Source organism: Pseudoxanthomonas sp., from assembly GCF_036845285.1.
In the GTDB taxonomy this organism is placed as follows: Bacteria; Pseudomonadota; Gammaproteobacteria; order Xanthomonadales; family Xanthomonadaceae; genus Pseudoxanthomonas_A.
On record NZ_DAIUEE010000017.1, the window covers coordinates 13,434 to 32,649 of the forward strand.

A 19,216-nucleotide genomic window follows, 5' to 3' on the forward strand; every position below is an offset into this window, starting at 1 on the left:
GCCCTGGTCGGGGTTGAGGTCAATCCCAGTGACGCCCGTCCTCGGCGCGCACGGAGGCTTCCAGAAAGCAGTGGTGGTTATCGGCAACGCGATGCATCTCATCCAGCAGCATGGCCATCCTCTCGTCCATGTCCGCGGCGTCGACCACCGGCATCGTGAGTCGGTACTCGCTTCCCTCGGCATCAAGCCGATGGGCTTGAAACGGGGATAGGCACATCGCCTCAATGCGTGCCCGAGCGCGGCCAGCGCCCCTGCCTCGGGGCGTAAACGGGCTCACTAGCAGGCGCAGCGTCAGGCTCACGGTCGCGGCCGGCGCTGGCAGCGCCGCCGAGGCGAGCGCGGGGGGCGGCGCGGCCTGGAGGCCGGCTTCAACGCGTTGGCGGGCGAACGGATCGCGGCCCTGGATGTAACGCATGGCCGAGTGCACGTCTCGCCATCCGACGTACTCCATCAGGGCTTTCACGTCCCAGCCGTTGTCATTGGCCCAGCCCGCAAAGCCCCGGCGAAGGGAATGGCTGCTGTAGCCTCCCACGGCCTCCAGACCTGCGGACTGAAACAGGTCGCGCAGCAAGGGGATCAGGCTGTTCGGATGCAACCCTTGGCTGCCGACGTTGCCCCATTGATCGACACGCCGGAACAGCGGGCCTTGAGTTAGCGCGGCTGCCTGCACCCAGGCCTGCGTGGCACTGACCGCGCACAAGCGCGACAGAGCGGGCACCTTGTACGTATTGCCTGCCGACTGTCTGTCGCCCTTGCTGCGCGGCAGGAAGCAGATCATTCCCTGCTCGGGTACCAGTTCCAAGTACTCAATCTGCAGCCGGATCAACTCATCGCCGCGGAATCCTCGCCAAAAGCCCAGTAACACCAGCGCCTTGTCGCGCATGGCACGCAAGGCATACGCGTGGTCGGCGCGCTCCTGGGCCGCCAGCGTGGCTTGGTCCAGCCACCCGACTACTTGGGTCAGCTGGGCCAGCTGCAACGGCGTGGCCTGCTTTTCGATTCGGGGGTGTAGCGTCTGAATGCCCTTGAGGACCTTGCGTACCAGCGGCGTACGCGTGGGATCGACGAACCCGTGCTCGGCGTGCCAATGCGCCAGTGCTGCCAGTCGTTGCTTCAGCGTGTTGATTGCTGCCTTGGGGGCCTGCTCGGCCAGATAGCGGGCCACGCTATCGGGCGTCGCCGGCAGATGGCCACCCCATTCGACCTCGAAGTGGCGCAGCGCCGAGGCATAGCTGCGCTGCGTGTTCTGACGCGTGGCCGCTTCGAGGTAGCGGTCCACATCGCTCACGCCTGGCAGCACTCCGCCGACGCGCAACCGGCCGGTTGTCGCAGCGTAGAGAGGATCGTGCACTCGGCACGTTGTCCGCCATGGCAACTGGCGATCACCCGCTCCAGTTCCCGGGCCATCCTGCGCAGATCCTCCATCCGGGCCTGGATATCAGCCAAATGACTGCGTGCCAGCCGATCTACGTCCATGCAGGACATCTGGTCGTCCCCGGACAACTGCAGCAGGCTGCGGATCTCTTCCAGACTGAAACCCAGATCCCGGCCGCGGGTAATGAAGCGCAAACGCTCGATATCGGCAGGCTCGTAAACGCGATACCCGCTGCCGGTGCGACCAGGTTGGGGTAACAGGCCGATCCGCTCGTAATAGCGGATGGTTTCCAGATGGCACCCACTGGCCTCGGCGGCCTGACTGATCTTCATGTGGCGACTTGACTCTGTAGTAGCTACGGACTTTACCTTGCCCCCTGTCCAGCCGCCAGCCTCCCGCCCGCGCGCCTCTACCCGTGTCCGGAGCTCTCCATGTTGCGCTCACGCCTGATCCGGTATGCCGCGTATCCCGCCCTGATGGGCGCGGTTCTGGCCGGCACGGCCGCAGTATTGGCCGATGGCCTGCCGGCTTGGCCAACCTTGGCGATCCTGGCGACCGCGGGCATTGCCATGGTGGCGCTGCTGGAGTGGCTGCAGCCCTACGAGCCGTCTTGGCGCCATAGCCAAGGCGACCTCAAAGCCGACTTGATGCATGGCGCCGTCAACTTTGGCCTGCTGGCCGGCACCGCCTATGGATTGCATGCCTTTCGCGGCCTGCTGCCCGCCGGCAGCCTATGGCCGACCCAGTGGCCCCTGATCGGGCAGATGCTGCTGGCGGGGCTGGTGATCGACTTGGGCCTGTATGCCATGCACCGCTTCAGTCATCGGGTGCGATGGGCATGGAAACTGCACGCTATCCACCACAGCGCTGAGCGCTTGTATTGGCTCAATGGAGAACGTCGTCACCCGTTGAGTGCACTGCTGATGGCCGGCCCGGGCTTGGGGTTGACTGTCGCCTTGGGTGCGCCGCCGCTGGTGATCAGTGCGTGGCTGACACTGATGAGTGTTCAACTGGCTTTCCAACACGCCAACTTGGACTACCGCGTTGGCCCGCTACGTCGCTGGCTAGGCGTGGCCGAAGTACATCGGTGGCATCACAAGCGTGACTATGAAGATGCCCAGGTCAACTTCGGCGAGTTCTTCATGATCTGGGATCGTCTGTGCGGCACCTTCCTTGATCGCCCTGAAACGCTGCGCGCCGGCGAGGTCGGGTTGCGCGAGGAAACGATGCCTGCCAGCTATTGGGCGCAGATGTGCTGGCCGTTTAACGAGGCTCCAGATCAACGGGATACGGCCTTTGCGCAATATCTTTGGCAAGGCGATCAAGCGCTACAACAAGGCGATCTCACGACGGCCTACAAACGGTACGAATTGGCCCACGTGCTCTCGCAGCACCGCACGCGCTTGCACGTGCGTAGTCATTGGGCGTTCGCAAGATGGGCGTGGCAAGCCCACGACATGCGCGAAATGGCTGGACAACTGCTGCGCCTGATGGCCGCTGCGACCCTGACATGGGTGTGGATGCCTAAAGGCAATACCGGTGGCGCTCGGGTAAACGCCTTGCGCACGATGCCGATTCCTTCAGAACTGCGTAATTACATGGAGAACACCCGATGAGTGACTGTGGCTGCCATCACGAGGCCAAGAACGCCCAGGAGCGACGTGTACTGTGGATTGCCTTGGTCCTCAACGCGGCCATGGCCGTCATTGGTGGCATCGCCGGCTGGATTGCCCATTCCACAGGTCTGCTGGCTGACGCGCTGGATATGCTGTCTGATGCCACCGCGTACGCCATTGGATTGGTGGCCATCGGACGCACGGCCCGCTTCAAGGCCAATGCCGCTTGGCTCAGTGGCAGCATTCTGCTGGTGCTGGGTATTGGCGTGCTGGTGGAGGTCGGACGACGGGTACTACAGGGCGCCGAACCACTCAGCGGATGGATGATCGGCACCGCGCTGCTATCGCTTGTAGTCAACGTCATCGTGTTGCGCATGCTCTCGCCGCTGAAGTCCGGGGAGGTCCATCTGCGAGCAACGTGGCTGTTTACCCGAGCCGACGTGGTGGCCAACATCGGCGTCATTCTTGCGGGCGTACTGGTGTGGTGGCTGGCCAATCCCTATCCCGACTATGTGATTGGCACCCTTGTCGGTTTGTACGTGATCAAGGAAGCCATCGAGATCCTGCGTGACGCACGTCGGGCCAGCACGCAAGTGGGCAAGCCGACCGCGTGAAGATGCGTGTGCGAGCTCTGCCCGCGTTCCGCTGGCTGCTGGCGCTGAGCCTGGCACTGGGTGCCATATGGCACCCGGTGCTTACGGCGGTGGGCGAAATGCACGAGGCAGCCCATACGTGGTCCGGCGCTCACGCAGTGCTGATGACGTCCCACGCGGCCGCTGATGAGAGCGCCTTGGGCAAATCGCTCCATCAGTTGCATCAACTCGCGCATTGCTGCGCGCACGCAGTCGCCGCTCCGGCGATGACTTGGGCGCCACCTCCTGCTCCGCAGCAGCAGGCCGTAGAGCCACACGCGGTGGAGACGGTGCCCACAGGGCCATTGGTCGATCCGTTCCGACCGCCTATTGCGGGCCAAGCGCTGGCGTAGGCCAGTCCTTAACCCTTGGTCTGAACTTCTGGAGTGTTGCTATGCAAGTGCGACGTGCGGCGCTGGCCGCTTGGTTGCTGCTGGGTGCAGGGATACCTGCCTGGGCGGTCGACCCCATGACATTGGACGACGCATTCGACCGCGTTGCCCAAGCCCATCCAGACCTGCGCCTGGTGCAGGCACGTACCGCGGTACTGGCGGCCGAGCACGAGGGCGCCAATCAGCGCCCGCCTTGGACATTGGGTGCCGAGGTGGAGAATGCCCTGGGTACCGGAGATGCGAGAGGCTTGGACAGCGCCGAGTTCACCGTGAGTCTGAGCTCGGTGCTGGAGCGAGGCGGGAAACTGGATGCGCGCAGGGCCCTGGCGCAGAGCCGCATCGATGCGCTGGCTGTTCAGCGGGAAGCTCGTCGGCTGGATCTGTTGGCTGAAACGGCGCGGCGCTATCTGGCATTGGTTGCAGCGGACAAGGCCGCCAAGATTGCCCAAGTCGATATCCAACAGCGCCAGCGTACCGTGGCCGCTGCTCGTCAACGTGTGCAGGCCGGCGCCTCACCCGAGTCGGTGCTGTTGACTGCACAGGCTGCCTTGGCAAGAGCCGAGCTGGCCCAAGCAAGGGCCTCCCAGCAAGCCAGCGCTGCACGCCAGCATCTGGCCGCCCTCTGGGGGGAGCGTGAACCCGTGTCGGCGCCGGTCGCTGGCAACCCGCTCGCACTACCGGCGATCGGTTCTCTGGAAACCCTTTCCTCAGAACTGCAGCGTTCTCCCGAGCTGGCCCAGTTTGTCGACGAGCGGCGCATTGCCGAAGCACGTTTGAATCTGGCTCGCACAGCAGGCACGTCGGATCTGGCTTGGCAAGTCGGCGTGCGTCGGATGCAGGACACAAGCGACACCGCGCTCGTGGGGGGCATCTCGCTGCCTTTGGGTGCTCGAAGCCGGGCGCAACCAGAGATTCGTGCCGCTGAGGCGGAGTTGGAAGTGCTTTCGATCGAACGTGAGGCGCAGGGAATGGCGTTGTATTCCACCCTGGTCGAAGCCCACGGCCGTTACACCGTCGCCCGTGACGAAGTGGCCCGTCTTCAAGACGATGTGCTGCCCAAGCTGACCAAGGCTGAGCAAGCGGCCGAGCGTGCATATCGCGCTGGAGCCATCAGCTATCTGGAATGGGCGCAGCTGCAGTCCGAAAGGACCGCAGCTCTGCAGCAACAACTGGACGTCGCGCTCGATGCGCAACGTGCCCTCATCGAAATCCAACGGCTCACCGGCCAGGCCATGGTTGCCTCTGCCGCTGCCGCCACCTCCGGAGAGTTGACCCCATGAGCCGTTTCCCCTGGATCGCGCTGGCCCTGACATTGGCCCTGACGGCTTGTAGTGGCCCGGCACCCAATGCCCGTGGCGAGGCCGAAGAAGGCCATGAGGCCGAAGAACAAGGCGAGCACGAAGAACTGCCCCAACAGACCACGATCGAGGCCCAAACGGCACAGTCCGCCGGCATCCGCGCCGCCCGCGTGGGTCCTGGCCAGATCGCCGATGAGCAGGAAGTCCAAGGGCTGCTTACGCCGGTCGAAGGTCGCATCGCCCTGGTGACTGCACGTTTCCCCGGTCCTGTGCGTGCCGTTCGCGTAGGCGTGGGCGACCAGGTCAAGGCAGGACAGGTGCTCGCGACGGTGGAGAGCAACTTGAGCCTGACGACCTATTCCGTTACCGCCCCCATAAGCGGCGTGGTGATGGCGCGGACCGCCTCGGTCGGCACGTCTGCCGCCGAAGGCGCGCCCTTGTTCGAGATCGCAGATCTGTCCACCTTGTGGGTAGATCTGCATATCTTCGGACGGGACGCCGGGCACATCGAAGCTGGTGTGCCGGTGACCGTGAGCCGATTGAGTGATAGCGTTTCCGAGCAGACGACCTTGGAACGCGTGCTGCCCGGCACCGCCACGGCCAGCCAAAGCACGATCGCACGCGCGAGCTTGCGCAATGCCGATGGACGCTGGCGGCCAGGTTCCGCCGTTAAAGCACGCATTACCGTTGATCGCGCAGAAGCGGATCTGGTAGTCCCCGTGACCGCGCTGCAGACCGCCGAAGATCGGGACGTGGTGTACGTGCAACAGGGCGAGGTCTATCACACGCGCCCGGTGAAGCTAGGCCGACGCGACGCCGAACGGGTGGAAGTCTTAGAAGGCCTGAAGGCCGGTGAGCAGGTGGTGGTGGCCCAGAGCTTCCTGGTCAAGGCCGACATCGAGAAGTCCACCGTCGAAGAAGAAGAGTGAGGCCCGCCATGCTCGAACGCCTCATCCATTTTTCCATTCGCCATCGCTGGCTGATGCTGGTACTGACCGCAGCGCTTATTGCGCTCGGCGTGTGGAGCTATCGTCAGCTGTCCATTGACGCCACGCCCGACATCACCAACGTCCAGGTCCAGATCAACACCCAGGCGCCAGGTTACTCGCCGCTGGAAGCCGAGCAACGGGTGACATTCCCCATTGAAACGGCGATGGCCGGCTTGCCCCAGTTGGACTACAGCCGCTCGTTGTCTCGCTATGGGTTATCGCAGGTGACGGTCGTCTTCAAGGATGGGACGGACCTGTACTTCGCGCGCCAGCAGGTCGCCGAGCGCCTGCAGCAAATCACGTCTCAGCTTCCTGAGGGGCTAGATCCTGAGATGGGGCCGATCTCTACCGGTCTAGGTGAGATCTTCATGTACACGGTGGAAGCCGAGCCCGATGCCCGCAAGCCCGATGGCTCCCCGTACACGGCCACGGACCTGCGGACGCTGCAGGATTGGGTGATCCGCCCGCAACTGCGCACCACGCCTGGGGTGACCGAGGTCAACACCATCGGTGGCTTTGAACGGCAGATCCACATCACTCCCGATCCAGCGCAACTGGTAGCCCTGGGATTCACGCTCCAAGACGTTGTTGGCGCGGTGATGCGCAACAACCAGAACGTGGGAGCCGGCTACATCGAGCGCAACGGGCAGCAGTTCCTGGTGCGCGTACCGGGCCAGCTACGGGATGTGGACGCGGTCGGCAGCATCGTGCTGGATCGTCGTGATGGCGTCCCGATCCGCGTGCGCGATGTCGCCACCGTTGGCGAAGGCAAGGAGCTGCGCACCGGCGCGGCCACGCAGAACGGGCATGAGGTGGTCGTCGGTACGGCCTTTATGCTGTTTGGCGCCAACAGTCGCGACGTTTCTCGGGCCGCTGTGGCCAAGCTGGAGGCTGCCAACGCCAGTCTGCCCGAAGGTGTGCACGCCAAGGCGGTGTATGACCGCACGGCGTTGGTAGATCGCACCATAGGGACCGTTGCCAAGAACCTGATCGAAGGCGCGCTTCTGGTGGTGGTGGTGTTGTTCCTGTTACTGGGCAATGTCCGGGCGTCGTTGATCACCGCAGCTGTGATCCCGCTGGCCATGCTGTTCACCATCATCGGCATGGTGCGAGGCAACGTATCGGGCAATCTGATGAGCCTGGGCGCGTTGGACTTCGGGCTTATCGTGGATGGTGCGGTCATCATCATCGAGAACTGCCTGCGTCGTTTCGGCGAGGCGCAGAATGCGCTGGGCAGGCAACTCAACGATCAAGAGCGATATGACCTGACGGCTTCGGCAACGGCGGAAGTCATTCGACCGAGCCTGTTCGGCCTGGGCATTATCGCGGCCGTCTATCTGCCGATCTTTGCCCTCTCCGGCGTCGAGGGGAAGATGTTCCACCCCATGGCCATTACCGTCGTCCTGGCGCTGACCGGCGCGATGATGCTGTCGCTGACGTTCGTGCCAGCGGCCATTGCAACCTTCCTGCGTGGACGCGTGGCCGAGCACGATAACCGACTGATGCGCTGGTCACGAGCTCGCTACACGCCGCTGCTGGATTGGGCGCTACGCCGTCGATTGGCCGTACTGGGCGGCGCCACGGTACTGGTGGTCGCGTGCGGCATCCTGGCCACGCGGCTGGGATCGGAGTTCGTGCCCAGCCTGGATGAGGGCGACATCACGCTGCAGCCGATGCGGATTCCAGGCACGAGTCTGGAGCAATCGGTGGCGATGCAGGAAACATTGGAGAAGCGATTGGCGCAGTTTCCCGAGGTGGCCAACATTTTCTCCAAGATCGGTACCGCCGAGGTAGCCACCGATCCGATGCCCCCCTCGATGGCCGACACGTTCCTCATGCTCAAGCCGCGGGATCAGTGGCCAGATCCCCGCAAGCCCAAGGCAGAGTTGATCGAAGAACTGGAGCAAGCCGCCAAGAAAATCCCCGGTAGCAACTATGAGTTCACCCAGCCCATCCAGATGCGCACGAACGAACTGATCTCCGGCGTCCGCTCGGACGTGGCGATCAAGGTCTATGGCGATGATCTGGATCAGCTCGCACGACTTGCTGGCCGCATCGAGCGGGCAATGCGTGAAGTGCCTGGTGCTGAGGACGTGAAGTCTGAGCAAGTGAGCGGACTGCCGTTGCTCACGGTAACCCCAGACCCGGTAGCGCTGGCACGGTATGGATTGAATCCAGGAGATGTGCAGGAGACGGTGGCCACCGCTATCGGTGGTCAGGTAGCGGGCCAGTTCATTGAAGGCGATCGTCGCTTCGCTCTCGTGGTCCGGCTACCCGAAACATTGCGCTCAGATCCGGCGGTGCTGGCAGACCTGCCGATTCCGTTGCCCGAGGACAATAGTCCCGATGAGTCCAGCCGTGAGGCGACATGGCGTGGCGGTAGCCCTCGGACCGTGCCGTTACGTGAGGTCGCTACCATCCAAGTCGAGCGTGGACCGAACCAGGTGAACCGCGAGAACGGCAAGCGACGCGTGGTCATCACGGCCAATGTGCGCGAACGCGATCTGGGAAGTTTCGTGGGAGATTTGCGCACCAAAATCGGCGAGGAAGTGAAGATGCCGGAAGGCTACTGGGTGGCCTATGGAGGCACGTTCGAGCAATTGATCTCCGCCAGCCAGCGCCTTTCCGTAGTCGTTCCGGTCACCTTGGCTCTCATATTTGCTCTGCTGTTCATGGCCTTTGGGTCGGCAAAGGACGCTGCGATCGTGTTCAGCGGGGTACCGCTGGCGCTGACCGGCGGCGTCATCGCGCTGGCGCTGCGCGGAATTCCGTTGTCCATCTCCGCCGGCGTGGGCTTCATCGCCCTATCGGGCGTGGCGGTGTTGAACGGCTTGGTCATGATTGCCTTCATCCGACGCCTGCGCGAACAAGGCGATCCGCTGGATGAGGCCGTGCGCGATGGTGCGCTCGGCAGGCTGCGTCCGGTGCTGATGACCGCGCTGGTGGCTTCTTTGGGCTTCTTGCCGATGGCTCTCAATGTCGGTGCGGGTTCGGAAGTCCAGCGGCCCCTGGCGACCGTGGTGATCGGTGGCATCTTGTCCTCGACCGCCTTGACCCTGTTTGTATTGCCCGTGCTGTACCGGTGGTTACACCGAGAGCGCGACCGGCCCGTTCTCCCGACCACGGCGCTCGCATGAGGCAGCATCATGCCCAAGCCTGACCTGGAAATTGTGCGTGCGGCGATGTTCGCCGATCCCGGGGTGAAGGCGGTCGACGATCTGCGGTGGATGCCTGCCGCATCCGGGCTGGGCATTCAGGCCACGGTGACAGTGGCCTCATCGGCGGTGGACCTGGCCACAGTGCAGGCCGTCGTGGGCCAGATTCTCGCCACTCAGTTCGGCGTAACAGAACTACACCTGACATTCAACGATCCCGGGCCGGCACCGGCGCAACCGACCCGTGGGCCTATCGAAAAGAGGTAAAGCGGAGGGCGGCATTGCCGCCCTCCGAACCCTCAACCAATCCAACCGAAGGCAAACACCGTTCCCAAGGTCGTGCTGAGCGCTGCTACGCCCCACAACCCAAACGCTGATCCGTCGCAATCGCGTGCAGGTGGCGGCCAGCCTGGGGTCGGCTGGGCACGGAGGAGCGCGTGCTCGCCATAGCAGTGCGCCAGAGAGCGCCAGCAGGCCAAAGGCCAGGCCGAACACCAACGCCTTGTGCAGCCCACCGGGCGCGCCGGCAGCGTGGGAGCAGCACCCGACTAGTCTCGGGACTCATAGACTTGGTGCCCTGGCCAGGCGCAGGCGCCTGCCAGGACAAAGGCCACGCTTTGCCGGGCCCGCGTGAACGCCACGTAGTACTTCGCCGGTGAGGTGATACGGGAGGCGTCAGCGGTGCGCAGGAACTGGGCCAGGGGGCCATTGGGATAGATCAGCACGCGGGAGTATGTCCGTCCCTTGGCTTGTCCAAAGTTGACCGCAGGATAGCCATCGCAGGCTTCCCGCCGGTCGTAACGCAGGACGGTGGGCGCGAACTGCAGTACATATTCTTGCACCAGAGTGGGTGCCACCACATAAATGCCCTCATGCCCGGTCAGCTCGCTATTTCCTGACTCGGTGCGCGGCATCTGCGGATACAGCGCATCGGCCAGATCACACAGCGACTGCGCACAGCGGTGGCTGATCACCCGATGCTGGATCTGACACAAGTTCCGCGCCTGCCAGGCTTGGAAAAGCCCCATCATGGCCACACCACGGTATTGCTGGTGACGCGGAGAATGGTTGGTGGCGTAGGTCGCCTGGCGGGTATCACCCACCAGCGTGATCTCGATGCCGCTGGAGAGCAGGCGCTCGACCAGGTCCAGGTCGTAGCCGGCCAAGTCCTGGACCTCATCGATGTAGAGCTCGTCGTACATGGCCGCCAAACGCTCGATGACACGGCCTTGGGTAAGCTCATCGCAGCGCACGGCAAAGTCAGCGGCGCGATCGGAATATATTCGATCGCCGGCCAGATAGTGACGAGCCACCTGACTACGGGGAGCACGATTGTTGGTCCTGCCCTCAACGAAGAGGATGGACTCCACGCGGGGCTGGGCACACAGCGCCGCCTGATAGGGCCGAATGCACTCGCGCAGCAGAAAGCTGTACCAACTGTAGAGCGACACGTGCGCCGGCACGGCGCCAGCCTGCCGTTCAAACGCGCGCCTGATCTCTTCCAGGTTCTCAAGCGTGTAGGTCAGGATGGCGATCCGGCGTTGCGGGCGCGCCAGGGACTGGCGCACCAACATCGTCGTCTTGCCCGAACCGGCCGCCGAGAGCAGTACCTGATTAGGCGATGGCACGCTGGACATAGTCCGGAAACACGATCGAGTGGGGACTATTGAAGATGGCCAACGCTGTATCGGTCTTGTTGCCCTTCATGAACTTCAACAGCGCCGCCTCATCGGCGAACGTTTTATCCAACACCAGATTCAATTGCGCCAGCGTATTTGCCTTGATCAATTGTTGCTCCAGCGAGGGTGCGTCCTCATCGGAGTCATAGTAGATGTAGTTCAGGAAATCAGCGTAGCGTTCCTGCAGCAGGGCTACGTCGCCGTCGTTGTCGGTAACGACAGCGGTTGGGATATCCAGGCGTTGGGCGATCTGCAGAAATCGCTTGAAGGCCAGGGAGTTGACCGAGATCACGTCCACGCCACGGGCCAACGGCGACACGCCGTGGTGATCCTTGAAGGCTCGCTGGACGATCAACTCGTCCGAGGGGCCCTCGACAAGGATCGCCTGCTTGGCCAGGATCAACCGCAGGGTGTCATGACCCGGCAGCTTCATGAAGTAGTCGTGCGTATCGGTCGGCAGTTGGTCCAGTTTTATGTGTCCGCGTGCACTGAAGAGGATCACGTTGTCCACGCCGAGCTTGTTCAACACGAAGCTGCTATGCGTTGCAATGATGACTTGCTGGGCGGTGGACAGAGCTGCGATCTTGTCGATCAGTTGGGTCATACTGGAGAAGGACAGATGATTCTCGGGCTCTTCTACCAGCAGCACGTGCGCAGCACCGGCCGCGCGCATGGCCAGTTTCATTTTGACCGCACTCTGTTCGCCTTTGCCGGCGTGGGTGAAAGGAAGATCGTCCAGGTAGGGAGACAGACTGGCCTCCCACGTCGACCGCGCCGAGGTGTCCACACCCACGGTCAGCGTCTTATTGCTGACATCGCCCGCATTTTCGGCCAGGAACGTGTTGATGGCCGCCACGTCCGTTTCCTGGGAAAAGCTCTGCCGCATGCGGCGATAACTCAGCGACAAGGCCACGCGCTGAGCCGGAGAAAGCACCTGGTCGATGATGCTGCCGATGTAGCGATCCGTGCCTGAAAAGGTCTTGGCACTGGTGGTATCGATTATCGTGGAGTCGAATGGGATGCTGCGGGCGGTGACGCCATTGTTGGCGAAGGAATACCAGCGGACGGTGTAGTACTCCACCGGCAAGCTGCCCCCCTGGTGCTCGCGCAAATAGGCATCGAACTCGGGGCGATAGTCTTCGTTGAGTTCGATCAGCAGCCGAATGCCGGCCATGTCAGCGCCGAGGGAGTTGTTGGTACCCCGCAATGAAGCCAGGGTGGCATCCCGTCCGAGGTAAGCCTCGATCACGATCCGCGGAGGCGAACCAGGCTGTCCATCCCGCAGACGTGCCAGATACTCGTCGACAGCCGGTTGGTGGAACAGGTAGGGGGTGATTTCGTAGGCGATGCCTCGTCCGTGCAATTGGCCGGTCACGACAGCATGAATAGCTTCCAATAGCGTGGACTTGCCGACCTCGTTGTTGCCCACGATCAGGTTCATGTGGGGGTTGAGCGGCAAATCCAGGTGGCCAAACGCCTTGAAGTTCTCGATGACGACTCGTTCGATCGGCATGGTTCATCCCTGTACGACTGCAGCGCGAGCACGGCGCCCGGAGCCATCCGGACACGCCGGCATGGCGTTCATACTAAACCGGGCCAGTGGGGCGGATTTCGTACGGGTGAGACACCCCGGAGGCGGCTGGCGGCCGATCACGCGGGATAATTCAACATTATCCCGCATAAAGATTTGCCCCGACGAGCGGCTTTCTGTTTGCTTTACTAGTACGTAATTACATGGTATGTAATACATTACGAAATAAAGAGGGGGTGGCACGATGGCGCGCGCAGGGCTCTACAAGAGTGACGTCCAGAAGGCGCGCGACGCGCTGATTGCTCAAGGCAAGAAGCCCTCGGTCGACGCGGTGCGAGTGGCCTTGGGCAACACGGGCTCCAAGACCACGATTCACCGCTACTTGCGTGAACTGGAAGAAGAGGAGGGCGGCGGTCCGGCACGCGCGGTGGCCGTGAGTGAGGCCTTGCAGGACTTGGTCGCGCGCCTGGCGACGCGACTTCAGGAGGAAGCGGAGGCGATCCTCACCCGGGAGCGAGAGCGCCATGGGGCCGAACTTCAGCGTCAGCAACAAGCGCTTTCCGGTGCCCAAGAGGAGGCAGCCGCCTTGAGCAGTCAGCTGCAGCGCACCGAAGCAAGCCTGCACCAAGAGCAAGCTGCTCACGCCCTCCTTCAACAGAATCTAGGTGACAGGATCGCGGAGATCGCCCAGTTGAACGAGCGCATCGCCGGCATGACGGTGCGGCTGGCTGATCACGAGGCGCATACGCGTTCTCTAGAGGACAAGCATGCCCATGCCAGGGAAGCGCTCGAGCACTACCGCACTTCAACCAAAGAGCAGCGCGAGCAAGAGCTGCGCCGCCACGAGCATCAGGTCCAAGAGCTGCAAGTAGCCTTGCGTCAGGCCAATGAAGCCTTGGGCGCGAAGAATCAGGAACTGTTGGTGCTGAACCGCGACAATGGTCAATGGCTGGAGCGCCACGGGCGGATTGAGCGGGAGCTTGCCCAGTTGCGACAGGCCCACGAAGGCCAACACAGCGAGGTCGTGGCGTTGCGCCAGACTGCGACAGACCATTTGGCATTGCAGGAGCGCTGGAAGACTGATGCCAAGGCCTTGGATGCCATGCGCAACGAGCTAACTCAAGTCCAAGACACCCTTACGCGGGAGCGTGAGCGCCGTGAGAGCGCTGAAGCTGATGCGTTGCGTGCCAATGCACGTCTTGGAGCGCTAGAGCCCCTCCTGAATCAACTGACGCCGGCACAAAATGCGGTGAAGAAAACCCGGCGCGGCGCTACGCAGGGTGGGGAAGCCGACTAACGAGGCTGCTCGTTTGCCTGTTAGCGGCTAGGGTGACGCTCACCTGTCCAGTACGCCCACTCCATAGGGACGACCCAATCTACAAACAGTTTGGCTACTGACGACTCCGGTGCCAAATGATAGGGCTTGAACATGCCTTGCTCGGACGAACTGGTCATCAGGTAGCGCAGGCGCTTCTGGACCTCCTGAAAGATGGCTTCCCGCACATGGGCGCTGTCGTGCACGCCAAGACGCATCGCCACCGAGGCACCTTGGCGTACCGCCGCCCAGCAGCAGTAACGCCACCGCGCGATCGGCAAGCCCGGCGGCCCGGATTGAAAGACGAACCCCACATCGCGTGCCCAGCTGGGGTCGAAGTGATGTCTGAGCAATTGCTGCTCCAGAAACTGCTCGGTCTCCCAGAGTGCAAGTTCGTCCCACAGCTCCAGTTTCGCGTCCGCCAAGTCCACATCGTTCGCCATATCGCCGAGTTGGTCTTCCAGCACAGGGAGCAGGTGCCTGCGCTCGTGGGTAGACCAGGCGAAAGCCCATTGCAGATCTTCGATGGGCGTGACCTCGGCATCGGGGCGGATTTGCCATCGATCCGCTGGCCAGGGAACTTGGATCAAGGCCAAGTCTCGCAGCGCGTCCAGCACTAGCAAGGTGGAGCGGCGTGTGGGCGCCACCGGTATGCGTCGTAGCTGCGCGGCCAACAGTGCGGCCAGGAAAAGGGTGCCACGAAGGCCCAACTCCTCGATGCTGGCGACCCCAGATGGCGTCATTGACGAGGTTCCGGGCATGCGGTTTCCGGGGATGAGGGAGCGGCGTGGCTCCTGACGGTGGCGGCGCTACCGGTGTCGCCGGTTGCCTCAAAGCTAAGAATATCTTAGTATGCAAGGCAGGGTACATCCGCCATCCTTATGGGGTCTCCATGGGGTGCGCGCGTGACTTTGTCCGTCGACTCAACACCGACCTTCGCTCGACGCCTCAAACAAGCCCGCCTGCACACGGGTTTGTCGCAGAAGGAGTTGGGCATCCGGGCCGGTCTGGATCCTCACGTGGCCAGCCCCCGAATCAACCAGTACGAGCGTGGCAAGCACGAGCCGAAGCTGGAGACCGCTGAGCGGTTGGCCCAAGCGTTGGGTATCCCCGCCGCCTTCCTCTACACCGACGATGATCTGCTGGCCAAGCTGCTCCTGCGCTGGGGCTCGCTAAGCAAGCAGCAGAAGCGCGAGTTGGTGAAGCTGATCGAGGCCACACCCGAGAAGTAAACCGAACAAGCGCTCGCCCTATGGGCCACTCTTCGCCTCAACCCTCCTTTCGGGTGCGACTGGCGGGAGCTGCAGTGGCCGTGGCTAGTGCGACTGACAAGTCGCGGCATCTCAGTCCTGCTTGAGATTTTGTTCACGACCGATACACGCGCGCCTTGTCTAAAGTGATTTACCATGTCGCCCGTGTCAGCCTCCTCACTTCTACTGCGACTGCTCCTGATCGCCATGCTCGTGCTTAACGGCGCGTGGTCGGCGTTTGCGTCGGTCAGTATGAACCCGGTCATGGAAGAGCAGGCCAGCGAAGTGGCTGCCGCGGCGCAGGGCGATGAAGACTGCGTCGCCCATCACAGTGCTGAGCATCATCCCGATGCCACCTCAATTGAAAAGGCTGGCACTGGGCATGGCGACCATGCCGGTCCCGACTGTTGCAAGTCTTCTGCGTGCCGGTGCGCTTGCGTACACGCGTGCGCGAGCGCACTTCCTGCGCGCCTGCATGTTTCGGTGCAAATGGCCTTGGGCCTGGATGTCATGCCGCTGCCCCTAGGGCATGCGGCACCTGCCTTGCCTCATCTGATCCGACCACCGATCGGCTAAGCGTCCCTAGGCGCCGCAATGGCGCCGCTGGTGTGGCTTGCATGCCTGTTTAGGCCAGCCGCCCGCTCTGTACCACCGCCCGCCGGTGGCAACACGACGCTTGGAGCATTTTCATGTCGCATGATGATTTTCGTGGTCCACACGGTGGACCGCTGCTGCCTTCGCGGCGGCGATTTGTCCAGGGCTTGGCCTTGGGAGGCGCAGTCGCAGGATTGGGCTTCTGGCCCAAAGCCAGTTGGGCGCTCAAGGGCCCGGGACAACCCAACGTACTGTCGGGCACCGAGTTTGACCTGACCATCGGCGAGACGCCGATGAACTTCACCGGCAAGACCCGCACCGCGATCACGGTTAACGGGTCCGTTCCGGCGCCGTTGCTGCGGTGGCGGGAAGGCACCACGGTCAACCTGCGTGTCTCCAATGCATTGCCAGCCGACTCCCTCCATGGCACGGACACTTCCATACATTGGCACGGCATCATTTTGCCGGCCAACATGGACGGCGTGCCAGGCCTGAGCTTTGACGGCATCGGACGTGGTGAGACCTACCACTACCGGTTCACCCTGCATCAGGGCGGCACCTACTGGTACCACAGCCACTCAGGGTTCCAGGAACAGGCTGGGCTGTATGGACCGATCGTGATCGATCCACTGGAGCCAGAGCCTTTCAGCTTTGATCGCGACTACGTCGTGATGCTGAGCGATTGGACAGACCTAGACCCGACGGCCCTGTTCGATCGTTTGAAGAAGATGCCGGGCCATGACAACTACTACAAGCGCACGGTCGGCGATTTTGCACGCGATGTGAAACGCAACGGTCTGTCGGCCACGTTGGAAGATCGCAAGATGTGGGGCGTGATGCGGATGACGCCCACGGATCTGTCCGACGTCAACGCCAACACCTACACCTACCTGATGAACGGCACGACCTCTCTGGGCAACTGGACCGGTTTGTTCCGCAGTGGCGAGAAGGTGCGCCTGCGTTTCATCAATGGCTCTGCCATGACGTACTTCGATGTGCGTATTCCGGGGCTGAAGATGACCGTGGTGGCGGCAGATGGCTTGTATGTCCATCCGGTTTCCGTTGACGAGTTCCGCATCGCAGTAGCAGAAACCTTTGATGTGATCGTGGAGCCCTCCGGGCAGGACGCATTCACCATCTTTGCCCAAGATTCCGGTCGCACCGGCTACGTCAGCGGCACGCTCGCCGTGCGCGAAGGTTTACGCGCGCCCGTTCCGTCTGTGGATCCCCGGCCGCTGCTGACGATGGCAGACATGGGCATGGATCATGGATCGATGGATATGTCTGGCGGTAGCAAGGGCATGGAAGGCGGCTGTGGTGCGGCCATGGGCATGCCCGGCATGACCCCACCTGCAAGCGGTAACGCGACCTCGGCCCATGCAGGCCATGCGATGCCCGCCGCCGGCGATGGTGCCATGGCCGGCATGCAGCACGGGGGCATGCAATCACACCCTGCCAGCGAGACCAACAATCCCCTGCTGGACAACCAGGCCATGAGCGTGAGTTCGCGCTTGGATGATCCGGGCAATGGCCTGCGCGATAACGGCCGTCATGTACTGACGTATTCCATGCTCAAGAGCACCTTTGAAGACCCTGACGGACGCGACCCCGGTCGCGAGATCGAGCTGCATCTGACCGGACACATGGAGAAGTTCTCCTGGGGTTTCAACGGTCAGAAGTTTTCCGATGTTGAGCCGCTGCGGCTGAACTACGGCGAGCGCATGCGCATCGTATTGGTCAACGACACGATGATGACCCATCCCATACATTTGCACGGCATGTGGAGTGACGTAGAGGACGACAACGGCAACTTCATGGTGCGCAAGCACACGGTGGATATGCCGCCGGGTAGCCGACGCACGTATCGCGTGCGTGCCGATGCGTTGGGCAGCTGGGCGTTTCATTGCCACCTGCTTTATCACATGGAAGCCGGAATGATGCGCACGGTGAGGGTCGACGAATGAACATCAATAAACGCGATACCGCTCTGACTGCGCTGACGCTGGCTATCTCGCTGGCCCTGGCCAATGCGGCCAGCGCTCAATCCATGCAGCACGGCTCCATGCCGATGGAGCAGGGCGCGCAGACCCAGACTCAGGATCACTCTGCACATCAGGCGCCGACATCAAAACCTGCGCTAGCCAAAAAGCCTGCAACACCGGCCAAGACGAGCGAAGCGATGATCGATCATGCGGCGATGGGCCACGCCGCGCCGTCTGCTGAAGTGTCCGAGCCCGCCATGCAGGGCATGGATCACTCGCAGATGGGGCACGGCTCGCCCGCGAGCACACCTGCAGCGCCCAAAGCGCAGACGCAGTCGATGCAGGGCATGGATCACAGCCAGATGGCAAAGCCCGCTGCAGCCGACACAGCCGGCACGGCCGCGCCCGCGATGCAGGGGATGGACCACTCGAAGATGGGGCACGGCTCGCCTCCGAGCACGCCTGCAAAGCCCAAAGCGCCGACGCAGTCGATGCAGGGCATGGATCACAGTCAGATGGCACAGCCCGCTGCAGCCGACACCTCTGGTGCGGCCACACCTGCGATGCAGGGGATGGACCATTCCAAGATGGGCCACGGTTCGCCCGCGGCCGCGACGCCAGAAGCGGGCATGCAATCGAAAGAGGGCATGGACCACAGTCAGATGGGGCATGGGCCTGTAGCACCAACGCAGCCGCGCACCCCGATTCCTGCGGTGACCGAGGCTGATCGTAAGGCGGCCATCGCGCCCGCACACGCGCATCCGGTACATGACAATTCGATCAAGAGCTATGTACTGCTCAATCGCCTGGAAGCCTGGGACGCCGATCCGGGGACCGGGCTGGGCTGGGAGGGTCAGGGCTGGATCGGTACGGATCTCAATCGCGTCTGGCTCCGCAGTGAAGGCGAGCGCACGGATGGTCAGACCGAGTCGGCTGATCTGGAAGTGCTTTACGGCCGCAGTATTTCCACGTGGTGGGATGTGGTGGCCGGTGTGCGCCATGACTTCAAGCCGGGCGCTTCGCAGAACTTCGCCGCTATCGGCGTACAGGGCTTGGCACCCATGAAGTTCGAAGTGTCCGCCACAGCCTATCTCGGTGAAGGGGGCCAGACTGCCGCCAATGTCGAGGCCGAGTACGAATTGCTGCTGACCAACCGGCTGATCTTGCAGCCGCTGGTGGAAGTCACCGCCTATGGCAAGAACGACCCATTGCGCGGGATAGGTTCGGGTCTGAGTACCGCTGAGGCGGGACTACGACTTCGTTATGAGTTCACCCGAAAGTTCGCTCCCTACATCGGCGTGGTGTACGAGCGCGCGTTTGGCAATACCGCAGACATGCGACGCGAGCATGGCGAGTCCTTTGAAGACACGCGCTTGGTCATCGGCCTTCGTACCTGGTTCTAAGGGGA

16 protein-coding genes are annotated in these 19,216 nt (G+C 62.6%); 11 read left to right on the forward strand and 5 right to left on the reverse strand.

Features of this window, described 5'->3' with window-relative positions:
* Positions 1–19 precede the first annotated feature (19 nt).
* Together V7060_RS16600 and V7060_RS16605 are read right to left on the reverse strand one after the other, a co-directional pair.
* Entirely contained in the window at positions 20–1,288 is a 1,269-nt protein-coding gene (locus tag V7060_RS16600) for a site-specific integrase (RefSeq protein WP_046932193.1), read from the reverse strand.
* Complete coding sequence (locus V7060_RS16605) at positions 1,285–1,707, reverse strand: helix-turn-helix domain-containing protein (RefSeq protein ID WP_046932166.1); 423 nt, start codon at positions 1,705–1,707, stop codon at positions 1,285–1,287. The genes V7060_RS16600 and V7060_RS16605 overlap by 4 nt, the downstream gene beginning before the upstream one ends.
* Before the next feature lie 99 nt (positions 1,708–1,806).
* Here V7060_RS16605 and V7060_RS16610 point away from each other — a divergent pair, with 99 nt between their 5' ends.
* The 6 genes from V7060_RS16610 (at position 1,807) to V7060_RS16635 (ending at position 9,724) form a co-directional block, all read left to right on the forward strand.
* A complete protein-coding gene (locus V7060_RS16610; RefSeq protein ID WP_127170488.1) occupies positions 1,807–2,991 on the forward strand; it encodes a DUF3703 domain-containing protein in 1,185 nt (394 codons plus the stop codon).
* The gene (locus V7060_RS16615) at positions 2,988–3,605 is read left to right on the forward strand and encodes a cation diffusion facilitator family transporter (RefSeq protein ID WP_334180357.1); all 618 of its coding nucleotides are present in this window, start codon (positions 2,988–2,990) and stop codon (positions 3,603–3,605) included. The genes V7060_RS16610 and V7060_RS16615 overlap by 4 nt, the downstream gene beginning before the upstream one ends.
* Before the next feature lie 412 nt (positions 3,606–4,017).
* Positions 4,018–5,295: a TolC family protein gene (locus V7060_RS16620; RefSeq protein ID WP_056878741.1), complete on the forward strand. Its 1,278-nt coding sequence runs from the start codon at positions 4,018–4,020 to the stop codon at positions 5,293–5,295.
* Entirely contained in the window at positions 5,292–6,242 is a 951-nt protein-coding gene (locus V7060_RS16625; RefSeq protein ID WP_080948168.1) for an efflux RND transporter periplasmic adaptor subunit, read from the forward strand. The genes V7060_RS16620 and V7060_RS16625 overlap by 4 nt, the downstream gene beginning before the upstream one ends.
* An 8-nt stretch (positions 6,243–6,250) precedes the next feature.
* A complete protein-coding gene (locus V7060_RS16630) occupies positions 6,251–9,439 on the forward strand; it encodes a CusA/CzcA family heavy metal efflux RND transporter (protein WP_046935219.1) in 3,189 nt (1,062 codons plus the stop codon).
* A 9-nt stretch (positions 9,440–9,448) separates the two neighbouring features.
* Positions 9,449–9,724 carry a hypothetical protein gene (locus tag V7060_RS16635; RefSeq protein ID WP_046935218.1) on the forward strand — a complete coding sequence of 92 codons (276 nt, stop codon included), beginning with the start codon at positions 9,449–9,451 and terminating at the stop codon, positions 9,722–9,724.
* A 281-nt stretch (positions 9,725–10,005) separates the two neighbouring features.
* Here V7060_RS16635 and V7060_RS16640 read toward each other — a convergent pair whose 3' ends face one another.
* On the reverse strand, positions 10,006–11,094 hold the full coding sequence (locus V7060_RS16640) for a UvrD-helicase domain-containing protein (RefSeq protein ID WP_334180358.1): 1,089 nt from the start codon (positions 11,092–11,094) through the stop codon (positions 10,006–10,008).
* Positions 11,072–12,649: an AAA family ATPase gene (locus V7060_RS16645; protein ID WP_046932181.1), complete on the reverse strand. Its 1,578-nt coding sequence runs from the start codon at positions 12,647–12,649 to the stop codon at positions 11,072–11,074. The genes V7060_RS16640 and V7060_RS16645 overlap by 23 nt, the downstream gene beginning before the upstream one ends.
* Positions 12,650–12,911: 262 nt before the next feature.
* Here V7060_RS16645 and V7060_RS16650 point away from each other — a divergent pair, with 262 nt between their 5' ends.
* Entirely contained in the window at positions 12,912–13,964 is a 1,053-nt protein-coding gene (locus V7060_RS16650; RefSeq protein WP_334180359.1) for a DNA-binding protein, read from the forward strand.
* Positions 13,965–13,984: 20 nt separating this feature from the next.
* On the opposite strand, the gene V7060_RS16655 is transcribed toward V7060_RS16650, so the two are convergent.
* A complete protein-coding gene (locus V7060_RS16655; RefSeq protein WP_334180360.1) occupies positions 13,985–14,743 on the reverse strand; it encodes a hypothetical protein in 759 nt (252 codons plus the stop codon).
* Between the two features lie 120 nt (positions 14,744–14,863).
* On the opposite strand from V7060_RS16655, the gene V7060_RS16660 reads away from it, so the two are divergent.
* From V7060_RS16660 to V7060_RS16675, 4 genes are all read left to right on the forward strand, one after another.
* Positions 14,864–15,214: a helix-turn-helix transcriptional regulator gene (locus V7060_RS16660; protein WP_005996633.1), complete on the forward strand. Its 351-nt coding sequence runs from the start codon at positions 14,864–14,866 to the stop codon at positions 15,212–15,214.
* Positions 15,215–15,388: 174 nt separating this feature from the next.
* Positions 15,389–15,808 carry a transcriptional regulator CopL gene (copL, locus tag V7060_RS16665; protein WP_334180361.1) on the forward strand — a complete coding sequence of 140 codons (420 nt, stop codon included), beginning with the start codon at positions 15,389–15,391 and terminating at the stop codon, positions 15,806–15,808.
* A 113-nt stretch (positions 15,809–15,921) separates the two neighbouring features.
* Positions 15,922–17,790 (forward strand): copper resistance system multicopper oxidase, encoded by a 1,869-nt coding sequence (locus V7060_RS16670; protein ID WP_334180362.1) that lies wholly within the window; start codon positions 15,922–15,924, stop codon positions 17,788–17,790.
* Positions 17,787–19,211, forward strand: coding sequence for a copper resistance protein B (locus V7060_RS16675; RefSeq protein WP_334180363.1), 1,425 nt, complete (start codon positions 17,787–17,789; stop codon positions 19,209–19,211). Before V7060_RS16670 ends, V7060_RS16675 begins: the two co-directional genes overlap by 4 nt.
* Positions 19,212–19,216 lie beyond the last annotated feature (5 nt).